The sequence below is a fragment of the Pseudohongiella nitratireducens genome, from assembly GCF_001642735.1.
GTDB lineage: Bacteria > Pseudomonadota > Gammaproteobacteria > Pseudomonadales > Pseudohongiellaceae > Pseudohongiella > Pseudohongiella nitratireducens.
Genome location: NZ_LWHM01000026.1, coordinates 14,051 through 34,620, shown reverse-complemented (window position 1 = coordinate 34,620; position 20,570 = coordinate 14,051). Strand labels below are relative to the sequence as shown.

At 53.1% G+C, this 20,570-nt stretch carries 14 protein-coding genes; 4 read left to right on the top strand and 10 right to left on the bottom strand.

Annotated elements, in window-relative coordinates:
* Positions 1-254: 254 nt before the first annotated feature.
* Positions 255-1,241, bottom strand: coding sequence for a glucosaminidase domain-containing protein (locus PSCS_RS09100; RefSeq protein WP_068811802.1), 987 nt, complete (start codon positions 1,239-1,241; stop codon positions 255-257).
* A 147-nt stretch (positions 1,242-1,388) separates the two neighbouring features.
* Positions 1,389-1,709 carry a BolA family protein gene (locus tag PSCS_RS09095; protein ID WP_068811801.1) on the bottom strand — a complete coding sequence of 107 codons (321 nt, stop codon included), beginning with the start codon at positions 1,707-1,709 and terminating at the stop codon, positions 1,389-1,391.
* Positions 1,710-2,044: 335 nt separating this feature from the next.
* Between PSCS_RS09095 and ylqF the strand changes: the two genes are divergently transcribed.
* The 3 genes from ylqF to PSCS_RS09080 are packed head-to-tail and all read left to right on the top strand — an operon-like array spanning position 2,045 to position 9,059.
* A complete protein-coding gene (gene ylqF / locus PSCS_RS09090; protein ID WP_082866364.1) occupies positions 2,045-3,112 on the top strand; it encodes a ribosome biogenesis GTPase YlqF in 1,068 nt (355 codons plus the stop codon).
* An 11-nt stretch (positions 3,113-3,123) separates the two neighbouring features.
* Positions 3,124-6,129: an SNF2-related protein gene (locus tag PSCS_RS09085; RefSeq protein ID WP_068811799.1), complete on the top strand. Its 3,006-nt coding sequence runs from the start codon at positions 3,124-3,126 to the stop codon at positions 6,127-6,129.
* Positions 6,126-9,059: an insulinase family protein gene (locus PSCS_RS09080; RefSeq protein WP_068811798.1), complete on the top strand. Its 2,934-nt coding sequence runs from the start codon at positions 6,126-6,128 to the stop codon at positions 9,057-9,059. Before PSCS_RS09085 ends, PSCS_RS09080 begins: the two co-directional genes overlap by 4 nt.
* A gap of 716 nt (positions 9,060-9,775) precedes the next feature.
* Here the strand turns inward: PSCS_RS09080 and PSCS_RS09075 are convergent.
* The 3 genes from PSCS_RS09075 to cysQ form a co-directional block, all read right to left on the bottom strand.
* Positions 9,776-10,291, bottom strand: a complete 516-nt coding sequence (locus PSCS_RS09075) for a VanZ family protein (RefSeq protein WP_068811797.1) — start codon at positions 10,289-10,291, stop codon at positions 9,776-9,778.
* A gap of 36 nt (positions 10,292-10,327) precedes the next feature.
* A complete protein-coding gene (locus tag PSCS_RS09070; protein ID WP_068811796.1) occupies positions 10,328-11,410 on the bottom strand; it encodes an NAD-dependent epimerase in 1,083 nt (360 codons plus the stop codon).
* A 621-nt stretch (positions 11,411-12,031) separates the two neighbouring features.
* A complete protein-coding gene (gene cysQ, locus PSCS_RS09060) occupies positions 12,032-12,862 on the bottom strand; it encodes a 3'(2'),5'-bisphosphate nucleotidase CysQ (RefSeq protein ID WP_317621798.1) in 831 nt (276 codons plus the stop codon).
* Between the two features lie 500 nt (positions 12,863-13,362).
* On the opposite strand from cysQ, the gene PSCS_RS09055 reads away from it, so the two are divergent.
* Complete coding sequence (locus PSCS_RS09055; RefSeq protein ID WP_068811794.1) at positions 13,363-13,686, top strand: helix-turn-helix domain-containing protein; 324 nt, start codon at positions 13,363-13,365, stop codon at positions 13,684-13,686.
* Between the two features lie 83 nt (positions 13,687-13,769).
* Here the strand turns inward: PSCS_RS09055 and PSCS_RS16265 are convergent, their stop codons facing one another.
* From PSCS_RS16265 to PSCS_RS09035, 5 genes are all read right to left on the bottom strand, one after another.
* Positions 13,770-13,895 (bottom strand): hypothetical protein, encoded by a 126-nt coding sequence (locus PSCS_RS16265; protein ID WP_267890003.1) that lies wholly within the window; start codon positions 13,893-13,895, stop codon positions 13,770-13,772.
* A gap of 60 nt (positions 13,896-13,955) precedes the next feature.
* Entirely contained in the window at positions 13,956-14,279 is a 324-nt protein-coding gene (locus PSCS_RS09050; protein WP_267890004.1) for an EAL domain-containing protein, read from the bottom strand.
* A 13-nt stretch (positions 14,280-14,292) separates the two neighbouring features.
* Complete coding sequence (locus PSCS_RS09045) at positions 14,293-15,066, bottom strand: GGDEF domain-containing protein (RefSeq protein WP_068811792.1); 774 nt, start codon at positions 15,064-15,066, stop codon at positions 14,293-14,295.
* Positions 15,067-15,178: 112 nt separating this feature from the next.
* On the bottom strand, positions 15,179-18,652 hold the full coding sequence (locus tag PSCS_RS09040; protein WP_068811791.1) for an EAL domain-containing protein: 3,474 nt from the start codon (positions 18,650-18,652) through the stop codon (positions 15,179-15,181).
* A gap of 7 nt (positions 18,653-18,659) precedes the next feature.
* Complete coding sequence (locus PSCS_RS09035; RefSeq protein WP_068811790.1) at positions 18,660-20,093, bottom strand: GGDEF domain-containing protein; 1,434 nt, start codon at positions 20,091-20,093, stop codon at positions 18,660-18,662.
* Between the last annotated feature and the right edge of the window lie 477 nt (positions 20,094-20,570).

Genomic DNA, 20,570 nt, shown 5'->3' with positions numbered 1-20,570 from the left:
TGAGTGAGCACAAGACCGGCGGGTATACGTGTGATTCAGGAGGGATGTCGGCGGACAGGACGTCCGTCACCAAGCGCTAAACTCTTAAATTCTGAGTAGCACTGACTTGAGGCGCAGCTGGTGTGTAGGTTCAAAAAGCCAGACCGTCTGAGGGCATGGATGCCCGAAGCGAGCCTACATGGAAGTATTCACGGCGCGTCTGGCGTTTGAACCTACACACCAGTTGCGCCGTGAACCGAGTGACCTGTCAGAAATTACGTCGCGTTGTTGATGAAAACACGGTCGCGCTCCCGCAACTCATTAATCCGAATCATATCCTGCAACTCCTCAACATAATCCATACCCCGCTCAGAATAGCGAGTCAGGCCACGTGCCAGTACCATGGAGTTAAGTTTCAGGCCCTGCATGCGCATGGAAGCGCGCAGGGTGCGCAGGTCTTCATAGCTGGGATGGGTATTGAGGTTGCGGAAATAGGCACGCACAGCGGCATCCACTGAGGCAAAGGCGCGGACTTCGTGACTGGCATCTTCACCACGGCGGTTTGGCACCAGGCCACAACCTTCGTCAAAACACCACTGTCCGAAAATGTTATTACCTTCACGGGCAAAACGCGATGTGCCCCAACCCGATTCGTTGGCTGCCTGGGCCAGCACCAGGGACGTCGGGATGACATCAACACGGCGAACCAGCTCTTTAACCAGCTCATAGTGGCTCAGCACTTCACCGGCAGCCAGAATTCTTTCGGCATCTTCTGACAGAGCTGCCTGATCTGAATTCTCATCTTCGCCAGCGACGCCGTCTTCAATGTTCCGGGCGGCAATCATCGCTTCAACTTCATTTCTGAAACCGAAGCCTTTGGCAATTTCATACAGGCGAGCGACTTCGATATCGGTCAGCTCCTGGTCGTGATTGAGCACGCCCCACATCGGCAGCAGCTCTTTACGCAAACCTGCCAGACGGGCATTTTCTGTTTCCACGAAGTCCGTCATGAAGGCAAAAAAAGCAGCTTTGCGCTCATCAACTTGTTCATAAATCGTAAAATCGGGGACTTCGACAATGAATTCCGGTTCTTCCTGGACCATCTGATCTTCCAGCAGTAAATCCTGCATGGTCAGGTCTTCCAGAAAAGTTTCTGACTGTCGGTATTGGGCAAAGGCGGTAAAGGTGAAGGCCGCCAGCGCAGATACGGCGCCAATACGCGCCAACATGGGCAGTCGAGAATGTTTGAATAAATCAAGCACTATTAACAGTCCTCTAGTTCAGTTTTACTGTTCCTGTACGATCCGGTTCCTTTTGAGATCCGGAGCAATTCACTTTCAGGCTAGCGTCACGATTCATGTCAGGGTTTATGACATGGTTCATAACACAGGGGCTGAGTGTATCCGACCTTAACTGCCTCCTCGGCAAGTTGGGGAGTCGGGTGCTTCTTGCATGGCGATCAGCCACTCATCAGGGGTATACAAATGCAAGGCCAAGGCATGTACCCCCGCTTTCAACTCTTCAGCCAGCACACCATAGATACGTTGGTGACGCTTGACTGGATTGAGGCCTTCAAACTGGTTTGAGACAGCGGTCAGCTTGAAATGAGACTCTGTTGCCGGACCGGCATGCATATGACTCTCATTAATCAGTTCAATATGCTCGGGCTCAATAGCGGCGGTGACCTTGTCATTAATCTTCTGCGCCATCGATCCTGCTTCTACTGACATGCTTATCGACTACCTCATTACATTGAAATCTTTCACAATATTCGCACTTCGAGCAAACATTATGACCAAATGTGGCAAGATTATAGCACAGCCTTCGGGGGCATCGACAAGAGTGCCGACTATTCGATGCCTGCTTACCGAGGATTCGTTGTCTTTAATCCGGCAGCACAACAACGGAAAAGTGAATAAAAAAATCGGTTCAGACAGCTCCACCTCTTTCGTTGGCGGGGGACGATGAAGCTGTCCGAACCAAGAGCACCGATTCCTTCCGGAACTGTGGGTTCCTTGTGAGACCCGACTAAAGGTCTCTGGTCACTTTCCAGAGCGGGTACTTCATGCTGCCTCCAAATCCCTGGAGAACAGTTCACCATTCAGCACTCGCCTTCCCCCCTCATAACGGACTGCCTCAATCTTTATTCCCACGTGTTATCATTCGCAGCAAATTTTTTTTGATTCAGACAGAGACTCACTGCCCCATGGCCATATCCTGGTATCCCGGACACATGTTCAAGGCCAACAAAGAGCTGGCCAAACTGATGCAACAGATAGACGTTGTCATCGAAGTACTGGATGCGCGGCTGCCCGGTGCCAGCTCCAATCCGCTGATGCACAAGATGCGCCGCCAGCACCACAAGCCCTGTCTGCATATCCTCAACAAAGCCGACCTGGCCGACCCGCATCGCACCCGTGAGTGGATCAAATACCTCAACAGCCAGACAGGCTGTGCGGCGCTGGCCAATGGCAAGTTGCAAAAAGGTGACGCCAAGGCGCTGAGCACACAACAAATCGTTACCCAGTGTCAGCAACTGGTCAAAGGCCTGCCACCCAAGCGTAAATACACCGCTGTGATCGCCGGCATTCCCAATGTTGGCAAATCCACCCTGCTCAACCTGATGGCGGGCCGAAAACTGGCACGCACCGGTAACGAACCGGCAGTCACCAAAAAACAGCAGCGCATCAAGCTCAACGAGCAGTGGTACCTGTTTGATACTCCGGGCGTGCTGTGGCCAAAACTGGAAGACCAGGACGCTGCCGTGCGCCTGGCCGCTTCCGGTGCCATTCGCAATACGGCGATTGTGTTTGAAGATGTCGCGATGGATACCGCCGAATTCCTGATCCGCGATTTCCCTGAAGCCATGAAAAAGCATTACGGCTTCAAAGAGCTGCCAGAAAAGGCAGAAGACTTTATGACCGAGCTGGCCATGCGCCGCTCTTGTAAAACCCGTCACGGTGTCGACTGGCACCGTGTTTCTGAAATCCTTCTGCATGATTACAGGCAAGGAAAACTGGGACGGCTGACGCTGGAAAAACCGCCAACAACACCTGATGAGACTGATAACTCGGGTGAAAAAACAGCAACAAAGGCAGCAGCATCAGAACAGCAGTCTCCTGCCTCGCAGTAAAGAGTCATTGCATGTCAAATAATCGAATTTTCGCAATGGGCCAGCGATGGCTCAGCGACACAGAGCCAGATTTAGGGCTCGGAACCGTCAGTGAAATACAGGGTCGCACCGTGACCCTGCAGTTCAACGCCAGTGAAGAACAGCGTCAATACGCCCAGGCCAGCGCCCCGCTGACCCGTCTGATCCTCAAACCCGGTCATCATATTGACCTGGCCGAGATGCTGGAGCGTGAAGACGCCAAACAGGCAGAAATTGTTGATGTCAATCTGACCCCTCAGCACACGCTGGTCTACCAGGTTCGCGTGGGCGATGAGACTCACCCGCTGCCCGAAGTGCTGCTACCTGATGATGTCAGCATGAACCGCCCACTGGATCGGCTTTTTGCCGGTCAGTTTGAATCACACTACTGGTTCAATCTCAAACGCGACGCCTTGCGCGTGCAAGGTCAGGCAGAGCGAAGCGGACTGATGGGGCTAAGCAGCGTCCGCGCCGAACTGATTCCCCACCAGGTTTATATTGCCAATGAAGTCGCCAGCCGCTATGCACCAAGAGTCATGCTGGCAGATGAAGTCGGCCTGGGTAAAACCATCGAAGCCGGCATGATCCTTCAGCAGCAACTGGTCAGCGGTCTGGCTAAACGCGCCCTGATTGTGGTGCCGGACGCCCTGCTTCACCAATGGCTGGTTGAGATGTTGCGACGCTTCAACCTGAAGTTCACCATCCTCGACAAGGCACGGATCAAAGCCCTGCGCGACAGTGACGGCGACAACCCTTTTCAAAGCGCACAACTGGTGCTCTGCCCGTTGAGCCTGTTTGCCACAAACAGCAACGACACAGCCGATGCCTGTCAGGCAGGCTGGGATCTTTGCATCATTGATGAAGCCCATCATATTGAAGCCGCCCATATTGAAGCCGACTATTTTGAAACCGATCACGTACTGAATGGCGCAGATCCTGCCGATGCCCAAACAGAACTGACAAAACAGACGGCACAGCCAGCTTCCCGGGACAATGCCAGCACCGGCGACCAGACGCTACTGACACTTCAGCACCTGGCCGCCGCCTGCAAAGGCCTGCTGCTACTGTCCGCGACGCCGGAACAAATGGGCAACGCCAACTTTTTCGCCCTGTTGCAACTACTCGACCCCGCCCGCTTCAACGATTACCCGTCCTTTCTCAAAGAACAACAGGCCTACCAGAAGGTGGCCGCTGATATTGACAAGTTGCAGGACAAATTTGCGGACAACCCGGAGCAACTGGCCGACCTGCTGGATCAGCACGGCACCGGACGGGTGCTGTTTCGCAATACCCGTCAAAACCTGCAAGGATTCCCCAAACGGGTGCTGCACCCGCATCCGCTGAGCCCTGATGCTGCGGCCGCCAAGCTGCCATCGACCAGTGATGAAGACAATGCATCAGCAGCGCGCCTGGCGCCACACAGTCAAAAGCTGGCCTGGCTGGCCGATTGGTTGCCCACAGTAGACGGAAAGGCCTTGCTGATCTGTGCCAGTGACGACCTGGCCATTGCCATCGACTATTACCTGCGCCGTCATGCCGGCATTCGCAGTACGGTGTTCAACCGCAAAATGAGTCTGCTGGAACGTGACCGCGCAGCCGCCTACTTTGCGGGCGACGAGTCTGACGAAGCCGCACGTATCCTGGTGTGCTCGGAAATCGGCAGCGAAGGCCGCAACTTCCAGTTCTGCCAGCATCTGGTGCTGTTCGACCTGCCCGACAACCCCGACCTGCTGGAACAGCGCATCGGACGCCTGGACCGTATCGGTCAACAGGGAAACGTCAATCTGCACGTGCCTTACCGTCGCGATAATGCCGACGGCAATGCCAGCCCCGAGGCCATCCTGTTCCACTGGTACGATCAGGGCCTCAATGCCTTCACCCAGATTGCCAGTACCGGCTGGCGACTGTGGCAGGAGTTTCGGGAACCACTGCAGGCACAACTTCAAGGCGCCGGACCTGCTGTCGAGCCTGCCAATGCAGACGAGAGTGCAGATGAGAATCCAGAAAAGGGCCCTGATCAATCGCTCCCGGATTTTCTCAAGGCCGTAGCAACTCGCCGGCAAGCCTTGCAACAGGACATGGAACAAGGTCGTGATCGCCTGCTGGAAATGAATTCCTTCAATGCAGATACTGCCGCCAGGGTCATCGAAAAAATCCGCAAAACCGAGCAGGACAGCAGCCTGAAAGACTGGATGGTCCAGGTACTGGATCGCTATAACGTCCACAACGAAGCAAACCTCGACGGCAGCTACACTGTGATTCCCAGCGATGACATGCTGCTGCCGGTCTTCCCCGGCCTGCCCGAAGATGGCATCGATGCCTGCTTTGAACGCGACCTGGCCGTGCGCCGTGAAGACCGTGCTTTTTTGTCCTGGCAGCACCCCATGATCAATGGTGCCCTGGATCTGGTGATGTCATCACACCAGGGCAAGGCGTCGGTCAGCCTGCTGGAGTGGCAGCCGTCCATACCCGCCCGTACCGATCTGATCATGACCTGTCTGTTCCGCATCAAAGTCAGCGCCCCGTCACATCTGCAGCTGGCCAAATACCTGCCGGAGACTGCGTTTATTCTGCATGCGGTGATGGATGAAGACAGTAAATTTTCCGTCCTGCCCGGCAATGAGAAACTTTACACGGATAGTGGGCTGCGTCCGGTGGATGATGCCCGCCCGGCGATCACCAAGGTGCTGGCCGAATATCAGCGCAAACTGAACAGCCTGGCCAAGAAGACGCGTAAACTCGCCCAGGTGCAAACCGAAAAGCTGGCTGCACTGGCCTCCAAGCACATGCTCGAGCGGCAGACAGCCGAAATCAAACGCCTGCTTGCATTACAGCAGCGCAATCCCAATATAAGGGAAGAAGAAATCGATTATCTGAAAGACCAGACCCGTGCCCTGCATGAATGTCTGAGTCAGGCCAAAGCCCAACTGGTTGCCGTGCACACGATTTTTCCGGACCCGGCACCACCATCAGCAAATCACGAACAGGAATCTTTATGACGCAATCGTCGACCAACGCACATCCGGCCTTTACCTGGCTGCGCAGCCACAACATTCCTTCGCTGCAAATTGAGATGCAGGAGTTTGAGCACAACAAAACCGGTGCCAAGCATTTCCACCTGGCCGCCGACAATCCCGAAAATGTCTTCCTGGTTGCCCTGCGCACCCTGCCCATGGACTCCAAGGGCGTCGCCCATATCCTGGAGCACACCGCTTTGTGTGGCAGTGAAAAGTACCCGGTTCGAGACCCTTTCTTCACCATGATCCGGCGCTCGCTGAACACCTTCATGAACGCCTTTACCAGCAGCGACTGCACGGCTTACCCGTTCGCCACTAGAAATCGAAAAGACTTTAACAACCTGCTGCATGTCTATCTTGATGCAGTATTTTTCTCCAATCTTCATGAGCTGGATTTTGCCCAGGAAGGCCACCGCCTGGCATTTAGCGAAGACGACAATCCAGCCAGTGAGCTGCAGTACAAAGGCGTCGTCTATAACGAAATGAAGGGCGCCATGAGTTCTCCGGTTGCCCGACTCTGGCAGACCATGAGCAGTTACCTGTTTCCGGGCACCACCTATCACTACAACAGTGGCGGTGAGCCAGCCCATATTCCGGACCTGAGTTACGCGGAACTGAAACAGTTCTACAAAACGCACTACCATCCCAGCAACGCCATTTTCATGACCTATGGCGACATCCCCGCTGATGAGCTTCAGGCCGACTTTGAAGCACTGGCGCTGGCCCGTTTTAATCGCTTGCCAGTGCATTTCAGCGCCGGGGAAGAGAAGCGTTACCTCGCTCCGGTCAGAGTGCAGGAGTCCTACGCGGTTGACCCCGAAGAAGGCGTCGACAAGCAGACGCATGTGGTGATGGGCTGGTTGCTGGGAGAGAGCACCGACCTGACAGAGCTGTATCGCGCACAACTGCTCAGCTCCGTGCTGCTGGATAACAGCGCCAGCCCGCTGATGCAGGCACTGGAAACCAGCGCAATTGGCCAGGCGCCTTCTCCATTGTGTGGCCTGGAAGACAACAACCGCGAGATGAGCTTCCTTTGCGGCCTGGAAGGCTGCGACCCGGATGCCGCCGCGGCAACAGAGAAACTGGTGCTCGACACCCTCAATGACCTGGCTGAAAACGGCGTCGACGCCTCACACGTCGAATCGGCGTTGCATCAGCTGGAACTGCACCAGCGCGAAATCTCCGGTGATGGCGCGCCTTACGGTCTGCAGTTGCTGATGACCGGCCTGCCCACGGTGGTGCATCGTGGCGACCCCTTTGAGGTGCTCGACATCGAACCGGCACTGGCACAGCTGCGTGAAGACATCAAAGACCCGCAGTTCATACCTGGTCTGATCAAGCGCTGGCTGCTGTCCAATCAGCACCGTGTCACACTGACACTGACCCCGGATACTGAACTGGCCAACCGCGAAATCCTCGCCGAGACCAGCAAACTGGCGTCAATCCAGGCTCGCCTGAGCGATGAAGAAAAAGCTGCCATTATTGATCTGAACAAGCGCCTGGACGAGCGCCAGATGCAGGAAGACGATCCCGGCATGCTGCCCAAAGTCACATTGGATGACGTCCCCGCTGAACTGCCGGACATCCCCGCAGAAGAGCTGGACACGGACATTGGTTCGGTCAGCTGGTATGCCCAGGGCACTAACGGTCTGGTCTACCAGCAGGTGATCGTCGATTTGCCAGAACTTGAGGAAGATCTGCTCAGCGCCCTGCCCTGGTTCAGCACACTGTATCCGGAGCTCGGTGTCGGTGATGAGACTTATGCCGAGATCCAAAGCCGTCAGGCTGCCGTGACCGGGGGTATGAACTGTTTTGCCAGCATGCGCAGCGCACTGGAGAACGAGCAGAACATGAAGGCCGTGCTGGTGCTGTCCTCCAAATCACTGGTGGCGCGTCACAGCGAAATGAGCCAGCTGCACTATGACAGTTTCTTCAAGGTGCGCTTTGATGAGAAACAGCGCATCCGCGAGTTGCTCAACCAGCTCAGCGCCCGTCAGCTCAGTAATGTGACCGGTCGCGGCCACAGCCTGGCGGTTTCTGCCGCCTCCAGCGGCATGAGCCCGACTGCCCAGCTGGGTCACCAGTTTACCGGCCTGGCCGGTATCCGTCGCCTGAAGCAGTTCATCAAGTCACTGGACGATGACAGCCAGCTGGATGCCCTGATGGACAAGTTCCAGCGTATTCACAAGCTCATTACTCAGGCGCCACGCCGCTTCCTGCTGATTGGTGAAGCTGCCCAGCGCGATGAATTGTTGCAGACGCTGCAGCAGACCTGGCAACAGGCGCCAGCAGCCGATGCTGCACAGGCGGCGCTGACATTGCCCACCACCCGGGAACCGGTTCGTGAACTATGGACCACCAACACCCAGGTGCAGTTCTGTGCCAAAGCCTACCCCACCGTACCCGGTGGCCATGACGACCATCCGGCACTGTGCGTGCTGGCTGGCGTGCTCAGAAACGCCTACCTGCACCGCGCCATCCGCGAACAAGGCGGCGCCTACGGTGCCGGTGCCGAACAGGATCCGATGTCCGCTTCCTTCCGCTTCTTCTCCTACCGTGACCCACGCCTGGAAGAAACCCTGCAGGACTTCGACGGTTCAGTAGACTGGATGCTCAATGAAGAGCTGCATGAACGCCTGGTGGAAGAATCCATCCTGGGCGTGATCAGCAGCATGGACCGCTCCGTATCGCCTTCAGGGGCGGCGAAGCAGGAGTATTACAACCGTCTGTTCGGTCGCACCCGTGAAAGCCGCATGGCGTTCCGCCAGGCAATTCTGGGTGTGACGCTGGATGACCTGCGGCGGGTGGCTGAGAAGTACCTCCGGCCGGAACTTGGGAGTGTGGCGGTGGTTTCGAACAGTGGGCAGGCGGCGGTGGCTGAGAAGCTTCAGTTGACGGTGCAGGCGCTGTGATTTTCAGGTGCTCGGCGTAATTTATGCCGGGCACCGTTGATGAATCTGGGGAGGCGGTCAGGGCATCATGGCTCAGAGGGCAGACGACCACAGCATATCGCCTGTCGCTCGGCGGGCGGAAACTCAGCCTGGCGGCTTCAAACAGTCCGCCCGCGTTTTCGAGCGACAGGCGATATGCTTAACGTGGTCTTACTGTCTGCCCTCTGAGCCATGATACCCTTCCCTTGTGCTGGGTTCTGTTGGTGGTGGTTCTTTTGCTCGAACGCACGCCTTGCTCGCTCAATCCTGTCACTGCGGCATTCAAATGTCAGAGGCGCACCTGAAAATCACAGCGTCTGCTTTAATCGTACCGGGGACTCCCACTCTGAATAGAATCTTCTCAGCCACGGTAATGTAACAACCATGGCGAACTTTAACCGCTGGCACCACCATCAAGTTCAATCTTCTGTGAAATTACTTTAAGTAATTTTTTGAATTTTTAATTATTATTTTTCAGATAGTTAAGTATTGTTTTGAGGGATAACGTAAATTTTTTTGCACAAACGTGGGAACTTTGAACAAGGCCAATAGTCTGATTAAGTGTAGGTAGATTGCAGACAAAATTGTGGGTTTTGTTTCATTTATCTCTCCCTTGATAGTAGTATGACTCTAAGCTCGGCCTGATCCGCCGGGCTTTTTTTTATGCGTGCATTTTTTGGCTGAGAAAAGCAGTCGTGTTAAGCGTAACGCGAGCGTTTGATAAACAGTTGCGCCAGCGCAATACCCAGTAAGGTACCCAGCAGATCGGCAACCAGATCCAGGGGATCGGCGCTGCGGCCCGGGATAAAACTCTGGATCCATTCACTCAAGATTCCCAGTATCAACATCACAATGAAGGCGATTGATCCGACCTGGGTCAGTCGCAGGCGCCGTTTGCTGGCGGGACGTTGATAATTGCCAGACACGTTTGCGGCGTCTCGACTGCAGTCATGGCTGTTGACGGTCTGCTTGAGACGCTGAGTGACGCGGTTATGGATAGCCAGTGTCACAGGCAGGGCCGTTGCCAGAAACAGAATGACATGCACCACTTTATCGGTGGGAAACCAGCTTGGCGATGGCGGTCGGGGTGGCAGGTTGATCAGTGATTTCAGCCAGTCTCTCAGGACAATCACCCAGTCGCCGGGCAGGGACAGAATGGCAAAAAGCAGGATGATGGCAGACAGCGCCAGTAAGTCGTCCCTGTTGAACTGCATGGTGTTCGCTCTCTCGTTACTGTCAACTAATAGCAATCACACCTGATAAAAGTCACGATACCAGGCCACAAAGCGGTCAATACCATCTTGCAGCTTGGTATCCGGTCGATAGCTCATGTCGCGGGCCAGCGCATCCACATCCGCATAGGTGGCTTTCACATCACCGGGCTGAATCGGCATCATGTCCTTCTCAATCGGCTCTCCTACCGCGGTTTCAATCGCTTCAATAAAATCCATCAAGCGTACCGGCTGGTTATTGCCGATGTTATAGATGCGATACGGCGCTATGGAGGAATCCGGACTGGGTGAATCAGAGTGCCAGTCACCATTGGACTGAGCGGGCTGATCAATGACACGGATCACCCCTTCCACGATGTCGTCGATATAAGTGAAGTCGCGCAACATATCGCCGTGATTGAACACCTTGATGGTATCCCCATTAAACGCAGCCCGGGTGAACAGGAAAGGTGCCATGTCAGGACGCCCCCAGGGGCCGTACACCGTGAAGAAACGCAACCCGGTGGTTTGCAGGCCGTACAGGTGTGAATAGGTATGCGCCATCAGTTCGTTGGACTTTTTGCTGGCCGCATAAAGAGAGATAGGATGATCCACATTATCCGTGGTGGAAAACGGCATTTTGGAGTTCAGGCCATACACCGACGACGATGATGCGAAGCACAGGTTTTTCACATCGAAGTGCCGGCAGGCCTCCAGCACGTTCATGAACCCCACCACATTGGCACTGATATAGGCGCGAGGATTTTCCAGCGAGTATCGTACCCCGGCCTGCGCAGCCAGATTACAGACCGCATCAAAGCGATGCTCTTCAAACAACGCATCCATGGCCTGCTGGTTTTCCAGCTTCATCTGCACAAAGCGGTACCTGGGCTGTGTGCCCGACTCCAGCGTTGGCAACGTATCCAGCGGCTGATCATCCGAAACCTGTGCAGGCAAGTCCGTGGTATCAATACCGGCTTCCTGCAGACGCCCCAGTTTCAGGGCAGGATCATAGTAATCATTGAGACTGTCGATGCCGACCACGTCATCGCCGCGCTCAAGAAGGCGCTGAACCAGGTGGAAGCCGATAAAACCGGCGGCACCGGTGACGAGAATTTTCATAGCTGCTCCCTCATTACTGCTTAGTCCTTGTGAGTATGACGTTTCTCATTATCCCTGATTCCATATTACAGGATTTCTACAGTTCCCGCTGCCACGGTTCCGGCCTGCTCCGGGCTCTTTTCAAGCGCTGGGTTTGTCTCCTCGTGGTTCCGGCGCCTTGAGTCAGCAGGACATAACGCCGGACACGCCGTATATACATCCATGTAGGCTCGCTGCGGACATCCCTGTCCGCAGACGGTCCGGCTTATATTGTCCTGCTGACTCAAGGCACCTACCTTAGTAGCTATATCCACCGCACAAGACTCGGCTTGCTTGAAAAGAGCCCGGAGCAGACCTCCCTCAAGTGGCATGGTCGGGAATTATCATTCAGCCCGTGGGGGATTCTGGCTTTTGAGCAGGTTTTGGCGTGTTGAATCTTCCTCTAACTGCATTTAGAGGCATGGGTAGCGTCAAACCCAAACAGGTCAGACGCGCATTGAAGGTAGGTCCTGCCAGTAGTCTGTCAAAGTAAGCCAGACCTTCTGTGGACAAGGATGTCCACAGAGAGCCTACAGGGATGTATTCACGGCGTGTCTGGCGTTTTGACAGACTACTGGCAGGACCGGAACATAAGCAATGACCTCAAAGCGCCCCAAAAGCCAGAAAATGCGGATTCTCAAACCCCGCCTTCCCATACCCCAGATCCTGCCGCTCAAGGTTCGTCAGCCGCCCACCAGCCGCGCGCAACACTGCGTGACCTGCCGCAATGTCCCACTCCATGGTACGACCCAGACGTGGATAGAGATCGGCTTCGCCAGCAGCCACCAGGCAGATCTTCAGGGAGGAGCCGGCGTTACGGACTTCGGCGACTTTCTGGTCACCGAGAAATTGCTTGAGAGCCTCAGGATCACCGTGTGAACGGCTGGCGACCACAGTGAGACCCTCAGCAGGAATGTCGCGAATCTGGATATCACGGACTTCACCCGCTTCGATGACCTGGGCGCCGTGTCCGACGCAACCGGCAAAGAGGCGATCGATGGCAGGCGCATAGACAACGCCAAGTATCGGCTGGCCGTTTTCGATCAGCGCGATATTGACGGTGAATTCACCATTGCGGTTAATGAACTCACGGGTGCCATCCAGGGGATCAACCAGCCAGAAGCGTTCGGCGATCTGCTCAGTTTTACCGGCGGCAACGGCCTCTTCGGCAATAATAGGAATTTCCGGGGCGAGTTCGCGCAGAGCCTCAATGATCACCGCTTCCGCTTTCTCATCCGCCTCAGTGACCGGTGAATCATCCGATTTTCCTCGCACTTCAAAATCAGTGTTGTAGATATCCATGATCACCTGCCCGGCGTCGCGCGCCACCTCAATCAACGCCGCCTGCATCTCAACAGGATTACGGGTCATTGCTGTCTCAATCGCTGTTTCAATCGATGTCTCAATCGCTGTCTTATCAGTCACTTCTGTCATTGTGGTTTCCATTCCAACGCTGAATAAATGTCGAGATACCTAATCTAGCACACATCAGAGGTGCTATAAGAAAAGGAATACGGCGTACTTGAAAGGAAAGCGATGTGCTCAAAGGAAAGCGATGTACTTGAAAGGAAAACGATGTGCTAAAAGGAATGCAATGTGTTTAAGAGAGACTAAATCAATGGCTAATTATCAATGATGGGTTCATGGGGACCTGTGTATGGGCAAGAAATCTGTCTAAAATTTGATGTTTTTTAAAAATGCGGGATATACCCAGTCAGTTTGAATTATTTTCCCAATATACCATGTAAAAATACGTTCGACCTTTTATACACTGTTAAATACATAACCTTATTGGATATACCGCATCTTATTGGGTATACCGAGTCACTCGTAAAATTACACGATATAACCTGTAAAAAGTTAGTTTTGACTTGATATAACGTGACAATTTTATTTCGTCATTTTTTTAACCAGTGCACAAGGAAAGCAACTCAGTGGCTAGTAAGGGATTCATCGACCACATCACCGTTGCCTCGTATGATGACTACAAAGCTTTGGCGGCAAATATTAAAAATGCGAGAAAATTGCGTGGGTATAGCCAGCGAGAAATCGCAAGCTGCTGTGGAATGTCATTCACTACATACCAGGCGATTGAAAAGGCAAGTTTGACCGTTTCCTTTGGTGCGGTTCTGGCAGCACTTGGCTTTCTGGAATTATCTGCCGAGCTACAAAAGGTTGCAGCCATTGAAAATGATCGTGTTGGAAGGCAACGGATGCTCATCAAATTGGGGCTGGAGGATGATTACGATTTCAGCTGAGAGCGCAGAAATGGTCATTGCATAGTGAAATGCAGTAACCACTTCTGACATCATCCCATCTGACACCATCCCTTCTGACATGATTAGAAGTCGACAGTAAAACCGGCTTTCAGCGTACGACCCAATGCCATGGTGTTGTAGCCATTGTAAGTAAAGGCCTGGGCACGCGCTGGCATGTAAGCTTCATTGAACAGATTTTCAATGCCCACGGGGGCTTCGAGGCATTACCTGATTGATTGACTACCCTATTTGATTAGGCAAGAATACCGCTAATGGTAAATTTGACATTCCAGGACATGGGTGACATTCACAGCCAAACGGAATTTATACCCGTGCGAAGACCACTCATCGGCAGCAGCAAAGGCAAGTTTCAACATCCATGCGGAGAAACCGCGAACCGCGGACTCGTCTTCCAGCATGGTCTTGAAATCATCGAGTATCAGTTGACCCCGTCGCGGGTTGTGCCAGCGCACAACAGCATGAAGTGCAGAGAAATAACCAGTCCGCGTATTCAGCCTGGGCTCAAAAAAGAGCATAATCTCATTGTTTTCCATGGCTGATTGAATCTGTAAACTCGAATAGCTCTCACCCAAGTGAAGGATGGAGTCAGCCTGTTGAGGCTGTCAGGTGATAATCCTCTCCATCCAATGTGATGGGTTTTGCCAACAATTCCTTGATCAGGTTTTGCACGGCTTCCACATCACGCCCCTCACCGGCATGAACACCCAGCAGTTCGTCGCCTGACAATTGACTGACATAAGCATCATCGCCCAGTTTCTTCTGAAGCTCGATGGCCAACGTTTTAAGCAGTTGGTTGACAGTTTCCTGTCCAGCGCTCTCACGAATCGTGTCCAGATTATTGAGGCGCACATTCAGAACGTCCAGGTCTTTATTGGTCAGATTACGTGATTTAAGGATTTTCTCCAGGTGTCTGACGGTCGCCCTCAAGTTGGGAAGGTCTGTACCAACGTTAAGGTGTTGCGCTGCGTAGAGCTCTTTGTTGAGCCAATGCACCAGACGCTGCAACATGCCACCCAAAAGCGCCATCAGGATAAACCCAATGGAACGCATCCAGACGTTAGGGTCAACTGCACCCACCGACGCGGGAATAATACCTGCCGGATTGATCAGAGCCACACAGACAAGCGCGGTCACACTACCGATGATGGGCCCCACCATCAGCCCAACCAGCAGAATCAGGAAGGAGATCATGACAGTATGATCGGAAGGCACGCCACCGCCCAGGTACATCAGGCGCATCAAGATCGCGATATAAACCCACAGCACGATACAGACCAATATCTGCAGCTCGGTCGAAAGTTTATAAAACTCCGTAAACAGCTTATTGACAGAAGCAACGTATGATTTGGCAGCACTCATGCAGTATCATCTATTCCGGTCGTGTTTTATGTCACTATTGTTATGTAACGCAAGCCAGACTTACCGCAGTCTATCTCAAATGGCTAATGCCAGAAAGCAGCTAGAAACTCAATTACTGAACGTTCAGGTTCTGTTTTAACCAGACCCGCAAATCCTCAACAGCCATCGGTCTGGCAAAGAAATACCCCTGAAATGCTTCACAGCCATAACTTTCCAGCAGTTCAAACTGTTCGCGGGTCTCAACGCCTTCGGCTACCACCTTGATGTCCATCTCCCGGGCCATGGTAATGATACCTCTGCATACAGCGGCATCCTTGCTCTCAGAGAGAACCCCGTCAACAAAGCTTTTATCAATCTTGACACTGTTGACAGGCAGGTCTTTCAGGTAACTGAAACTTGAATACCCCGTGCCAAAATCATCAATACTGGTGGCGACTCCCATGGCTGCCAGTTCACGAAGAGTATCAATTGCGGCCTCGCTGTTGTGCATCAAAATACCTTCTGTCAATTCAAGTTCCAGGCTGGATGGCGGTAGAGATGAACTGGCGACAACCTCCCGCAAGGTTGCCAGAAACCCCGAACGGTGGAATTGAAGTGGAGACAGGTTAACGGCCATTCGACCTTTCAGTAACCCCATATCCAGCAATAGCCTGGCATCCTGACACGCCTGGGTGGTGACCCAGCGTCCCAACTGGATGATCTGACCCGTCTCCTCGGCAAGGGGAATAAAGTCAGCCGGCGAAATCATGCCCTTGACGGGGTGCTTCCAGCGAACCAGTGCCTCCAGCCCGCAGACTTGTCCGCGCAGGTCGACCTGGGGTTGATAATTCAAAAATAACTGCCCCGTCTTTATCGCTTCCTGTAACTCATTGCGCAGTGTCACCCGTTTCAGCAGCTTTTCGTCAAGATCATCAGAATAGGCAACAAATGTATCCCTGCCCTGCTGTTTGGCTTTATACATTGCCATATCAGCCTGCTGGATCATCCGTGACGGTATAGCCAGGCCATCGGACAGCAGACTGATACCGATACTGGCGGTCACGTAGAGCTCATGTTTGCCTATCTGGTGGGCCTGTCCAATCTCATTTAGCAGCCGGTCGGCCAGTAACTCCACCTCTTCGGCTGTAGCCAGGTCTGGCAACAACAAAACAAACTCATCTCCCCCGAATCGAGCCAGCGTATCCCCCGGTCGAATGACTCCCTGCATGCGTTGTGCAACACTGATAAGCAACTCATCACCTATACGGTGTCCCAACGTGTCATTGATGGGCTTGAAGGCATCCAGGTCGATGAACAATACTGCGAGCAGTTCGCCATTTCGCTGTGCCAGCGCAATATCGTGCGCCAAACGGTCTTCAAACAGGGAGCGGTTGGCAAGTCCGGTCAATACATCATGGGTTGCCTGATAAGCCAGTTGGCTTTCATGCTCTTTCTTCTCCGATACGTCTTGCATGATCGCCGCATAGTGGGTAACCAGGCCATCATCATCTTTTACCGGCGCCAGCGAGAGATGGTTCCAGAAAAGCATTCCATCACGACGATAACTTTTTACGGTAAAACTGCTGGCCTCTCCCCTGTCAATCGTCTCTTTGATCCGTTGCACATCTTCTTTTCCCTCTATCGAGCTGGCAAGACGGAGCAGCGAATGGTTGAGGATCTCGTTTCTGCTGTACCCGGTGATCTTTGTGAATGCGGCATTGACGAAAACGGCAGGAATCGCTGGCTGTCTGACATCAAATACCAGCACGGCACTGTCACTGGACTCCAGGCTCTTGGTCAGCAACCGCTGGTTCTCCTGGGCTCGCAACCGCGTTGTCACATCTTTGACCACGGCATATAGCCCGGAGACAATCTCATCGACCAGTACCGGAATAAAGGAGCACTCGTAATCTCGCCAATCACCATTAACGTTTAGGAACTTGACGTGAAAAGTCTGGGCCTGTCCCGCAACCGTTTCCCGAAAGGCCGTATCGAAAAGCTGATAGTCCTTTTTGCTCATGGTTTCGCCAGAGAGGAACTCATCGTACCTGAGCACCCTCAGGTCTTGCCGGGAAATACCTGTAATGGCCTCTGCAACAGGATTAAGTGAGACATAGCGCCCATCTTTTGAAAACTCGAAAACTGCATCGGGCGATTGATAAAAAAGCGAGCGAAAACGTTGCTCCTCAATACTCAGTTCACGGGATTTCTGTCGCTGAAGTGCAGCGACACTTCTTCCCGTTGTCAGCAGGTAACTGGCCAACAAGCCAAACAGCAATATGCAGGGAATCAGCGCTCCTCGCAGGCTGAACAGACTGACCGGGTTGCCGATGGCCGAGACATAAAAAATGGCGCCCCCTGGGGCCGAGACAGTCGCATACTCGTAAATTTCGTGATCAAATCCATGGCCTACCCCTTCAGCGTGGGTAAGATGCGTTGGCTCTGTATAAAGAACCACCTGAAACTCATCATCTGCAAGGCCAATCATCGGCTGCAAGAGGGAGCCTACCTCAAAAGCACTGATGAACTTGACCTCTTCAGCACCTGCCGGTACCACCATAAGGATCGCCGTTAGCGGGTGTGCAGGATCAGGAACGATCCAGGATTCCACAAGCGACGCCGTTGGCGGTTGATTGAGCCAGCGCTGCACAAGGTCAGTCGTCATCTGGCTATCCAGCCAGCGTTCTTGCCCTGGGGTCCTGCTTTGGTGCAGAACAGACTGCCCATCACCGCCAATGGTCATCAGCAACTGCATCGCCGGAATATCCGCGAAGTAACTGTTCAGCTCTGCCTGTCTGAGTGAGTCGGGTATATTGTAGTCCAGTGCTGCCCAGCGGTTGGCGAGTCGTTTGGCAAGTTCTGCCGAGGTTTCCAGTTCGCGCCTGAGCATAGCTGCCTGATGATTCGCCAACACACCGGCAGCATGATGTTGTTCAATGTGAATCCCCCAACTGGCCAGTACCAGCAAAACAAATGTGCCCACGATGCCAAGCGTGCCCATACCGGCAGCGCTCCTGTCGACACTGGCGCCTTCGGGTTGACCGGGCCAGGCAAGAACAATCAGTGACAGTGCCAGCCCCAGGCAAAAAAACGCGGAAACCTGATTGAAACCCAGCACAAAATCCTGACTGCCAGCGCTGAGTATAAGCATAACAAGCACGCAGCCTCCGACCAGGACGCCAATCCCCCCCATGGCCATGGCAAATTGCCGGCAGCGCTGTCCCCTTAACCCAACCAGGGCCACAATGCCCATTAAAATCGCACAAATGGCAGGAAGATACTGGAGGCGGGGCTGACCAGTGAATATCGACAAACCGGAATCACCCGGGCCAGCCAGCAGATTGTGAAGAATATTGTAACTGGCCAGTATCAGCAGCAGGTACCCTGACAAGTGTCGAACCCGTCGCCAATGCATCATCAGCGAGACCATGATGATACCACCGAGTAAGAGCGCCAGTGCGCCTTGTGTGGTCACCAGCAAACTGCCCGGCACAGGTAACTGGGGCCAGGTATTCCCGACCAGGCTCAGCAAACCGATCAGGGCACTTAAAACAAACAGGACATAAAGGCCTGCCTGAATGCGAAGATGTTTGGGGGTAGTCATCATGAATTCATTATACCCGATTCAGTACTGTCTGGTCCCGACCAGCCGCCTTGGCTTTATACAACGCATCATCGGCCTGCTGAACCAGCGCCTCCAGCGAATCGCCAGGTGTTGAACATTCTGCAATGCCAATGCTGACTGTGAAAGGCAAGGACTTGCCATCGGGCAACACCAATGGCAAATCGTTCAGGGTTTTGTGGATACGATCTGCAATCAGGGGCGCGTCAAAGTCTTCTTTATTTTCCTCAGCAAACACTACAGCAAATTCTTCCCCCCCAATCCGGCCAATAACATCACCCGCTCTGAGGCACTGCTGAACAACTTGCACAAAATGAACAATCGCACTGTCACCCGCCAAATGCCCATGAGTGTCATTAATATTTTTGAAATGATCCAGGTCCATCAAAAACAGTGTCACACATTGTCCGTCCGACAGCGATTGCATTCTGTCCTGCAGTGCCTCCATGAAGGCAGCACGTGAGAGCGCTCCTGTGAGCGAATCATGATTGGCTGAGTATGCCAGCTTGGCTACCTGGACGCGGGTTGAATGAATATAGGCTGAGACCACGATCGGTGCCAGCGCAATGGAGGAGATACTGACACGAATCAGCATCAGATCGGCCCAGCCCGAAAAATCAGCAGCCCCCTGATCAAAGACACGTGATATCTGCAACAGCGCAAAAAGACAATAAAGCAGGGTCAGCAGTGCGGTCACAAACACACTATAGGTAAAAGCGCACCAGAGCAGGCCCAGCAACGGGAATGCCAGTGCATTAGGGTTATCCGTCCAGACTGGCAAACCACACATCAGAAGCGTAGTTATCGCTGGCAAGACCTTTGTTTGACTCAGATCCCGACGCAGCGACCTGATCAATTCAATACGTGATGCCGGCATGGCAAAAAGTAGTGGCAGAAATGCAATATAGTTCACAAAGTCGGTGCCGGCCCAGTAAAAATACCCCTCATGGAAAGTGCCGCCGAACATTTTCGGCCAGGCAACCATACCAAGTAATCCGCCTGCGTTCGCCCCGATCAACGCCAGCAACAGAACCTGAAAGACACTGGCGCGCTCCGACAGGTCAATCGTCTTCAAACGGCACAGGTGCAAAAACAGCAATCCGGTTCCGACACTGAGCAAGTTACCACAAGCCAGTATCAGGGCATTTCCGACGCTTGCGCCAGTCATGAGATCGGCTGCAGAAAAGGCCAGAGCGGCACAAAAGTAGTGTGCCAAAGACGCCGATGAGCCGCTCCTTGCCAGCCAGACCAGCATCACCGCATTGGCAGGCCACAGGGCGGCAAAAGCGCCGGAAGGCCTGGACCAGATGCCAATCAGCGCTAACGCCAAAATCACCGCGCCAAACAGGAGAAGTCGGTATGGCTGGACTTGATTACCAGCGGTGTCGGCTAAAGGCTCGATGCCTGACTGTTCTTCCTGATTCAAACATGCACCCGACTAACACACCTTAGGAACTGATAAAAATGATTTTTATGTTTACAGGACTTCCTGACTGGGATATGAAATTTAACCCAAAATTGTGAAGGTGCTCACATTCTCTTATAACGCATAGAAGAACTCAATAATATTTATTTAAAACACATTATATGTTTGCGGTGCGAATAGTTTAGCATCTGCCAAGGCATTTTCTGTAATAATCGGAATCTCAGGCGCCAGTTTCCGAAACGCAGCAATAATCACCACTTCCGCCTTCTCATCCGCCTCAGTGAAAGGCATGTGTCTCAAATTTGATGGTTTTTAACAATTCAGGATATACCCAGTCAGTTTGAATTATTTGCCCAATACACCATGCAAAAATACGTTCGACCGTTTATACACTATTAAACACGTTATCTTATTGGGTATACCGCGTCACTTTTAAAATTACACGATATAACACGTAAAAAATTGGTCTTGACTTGA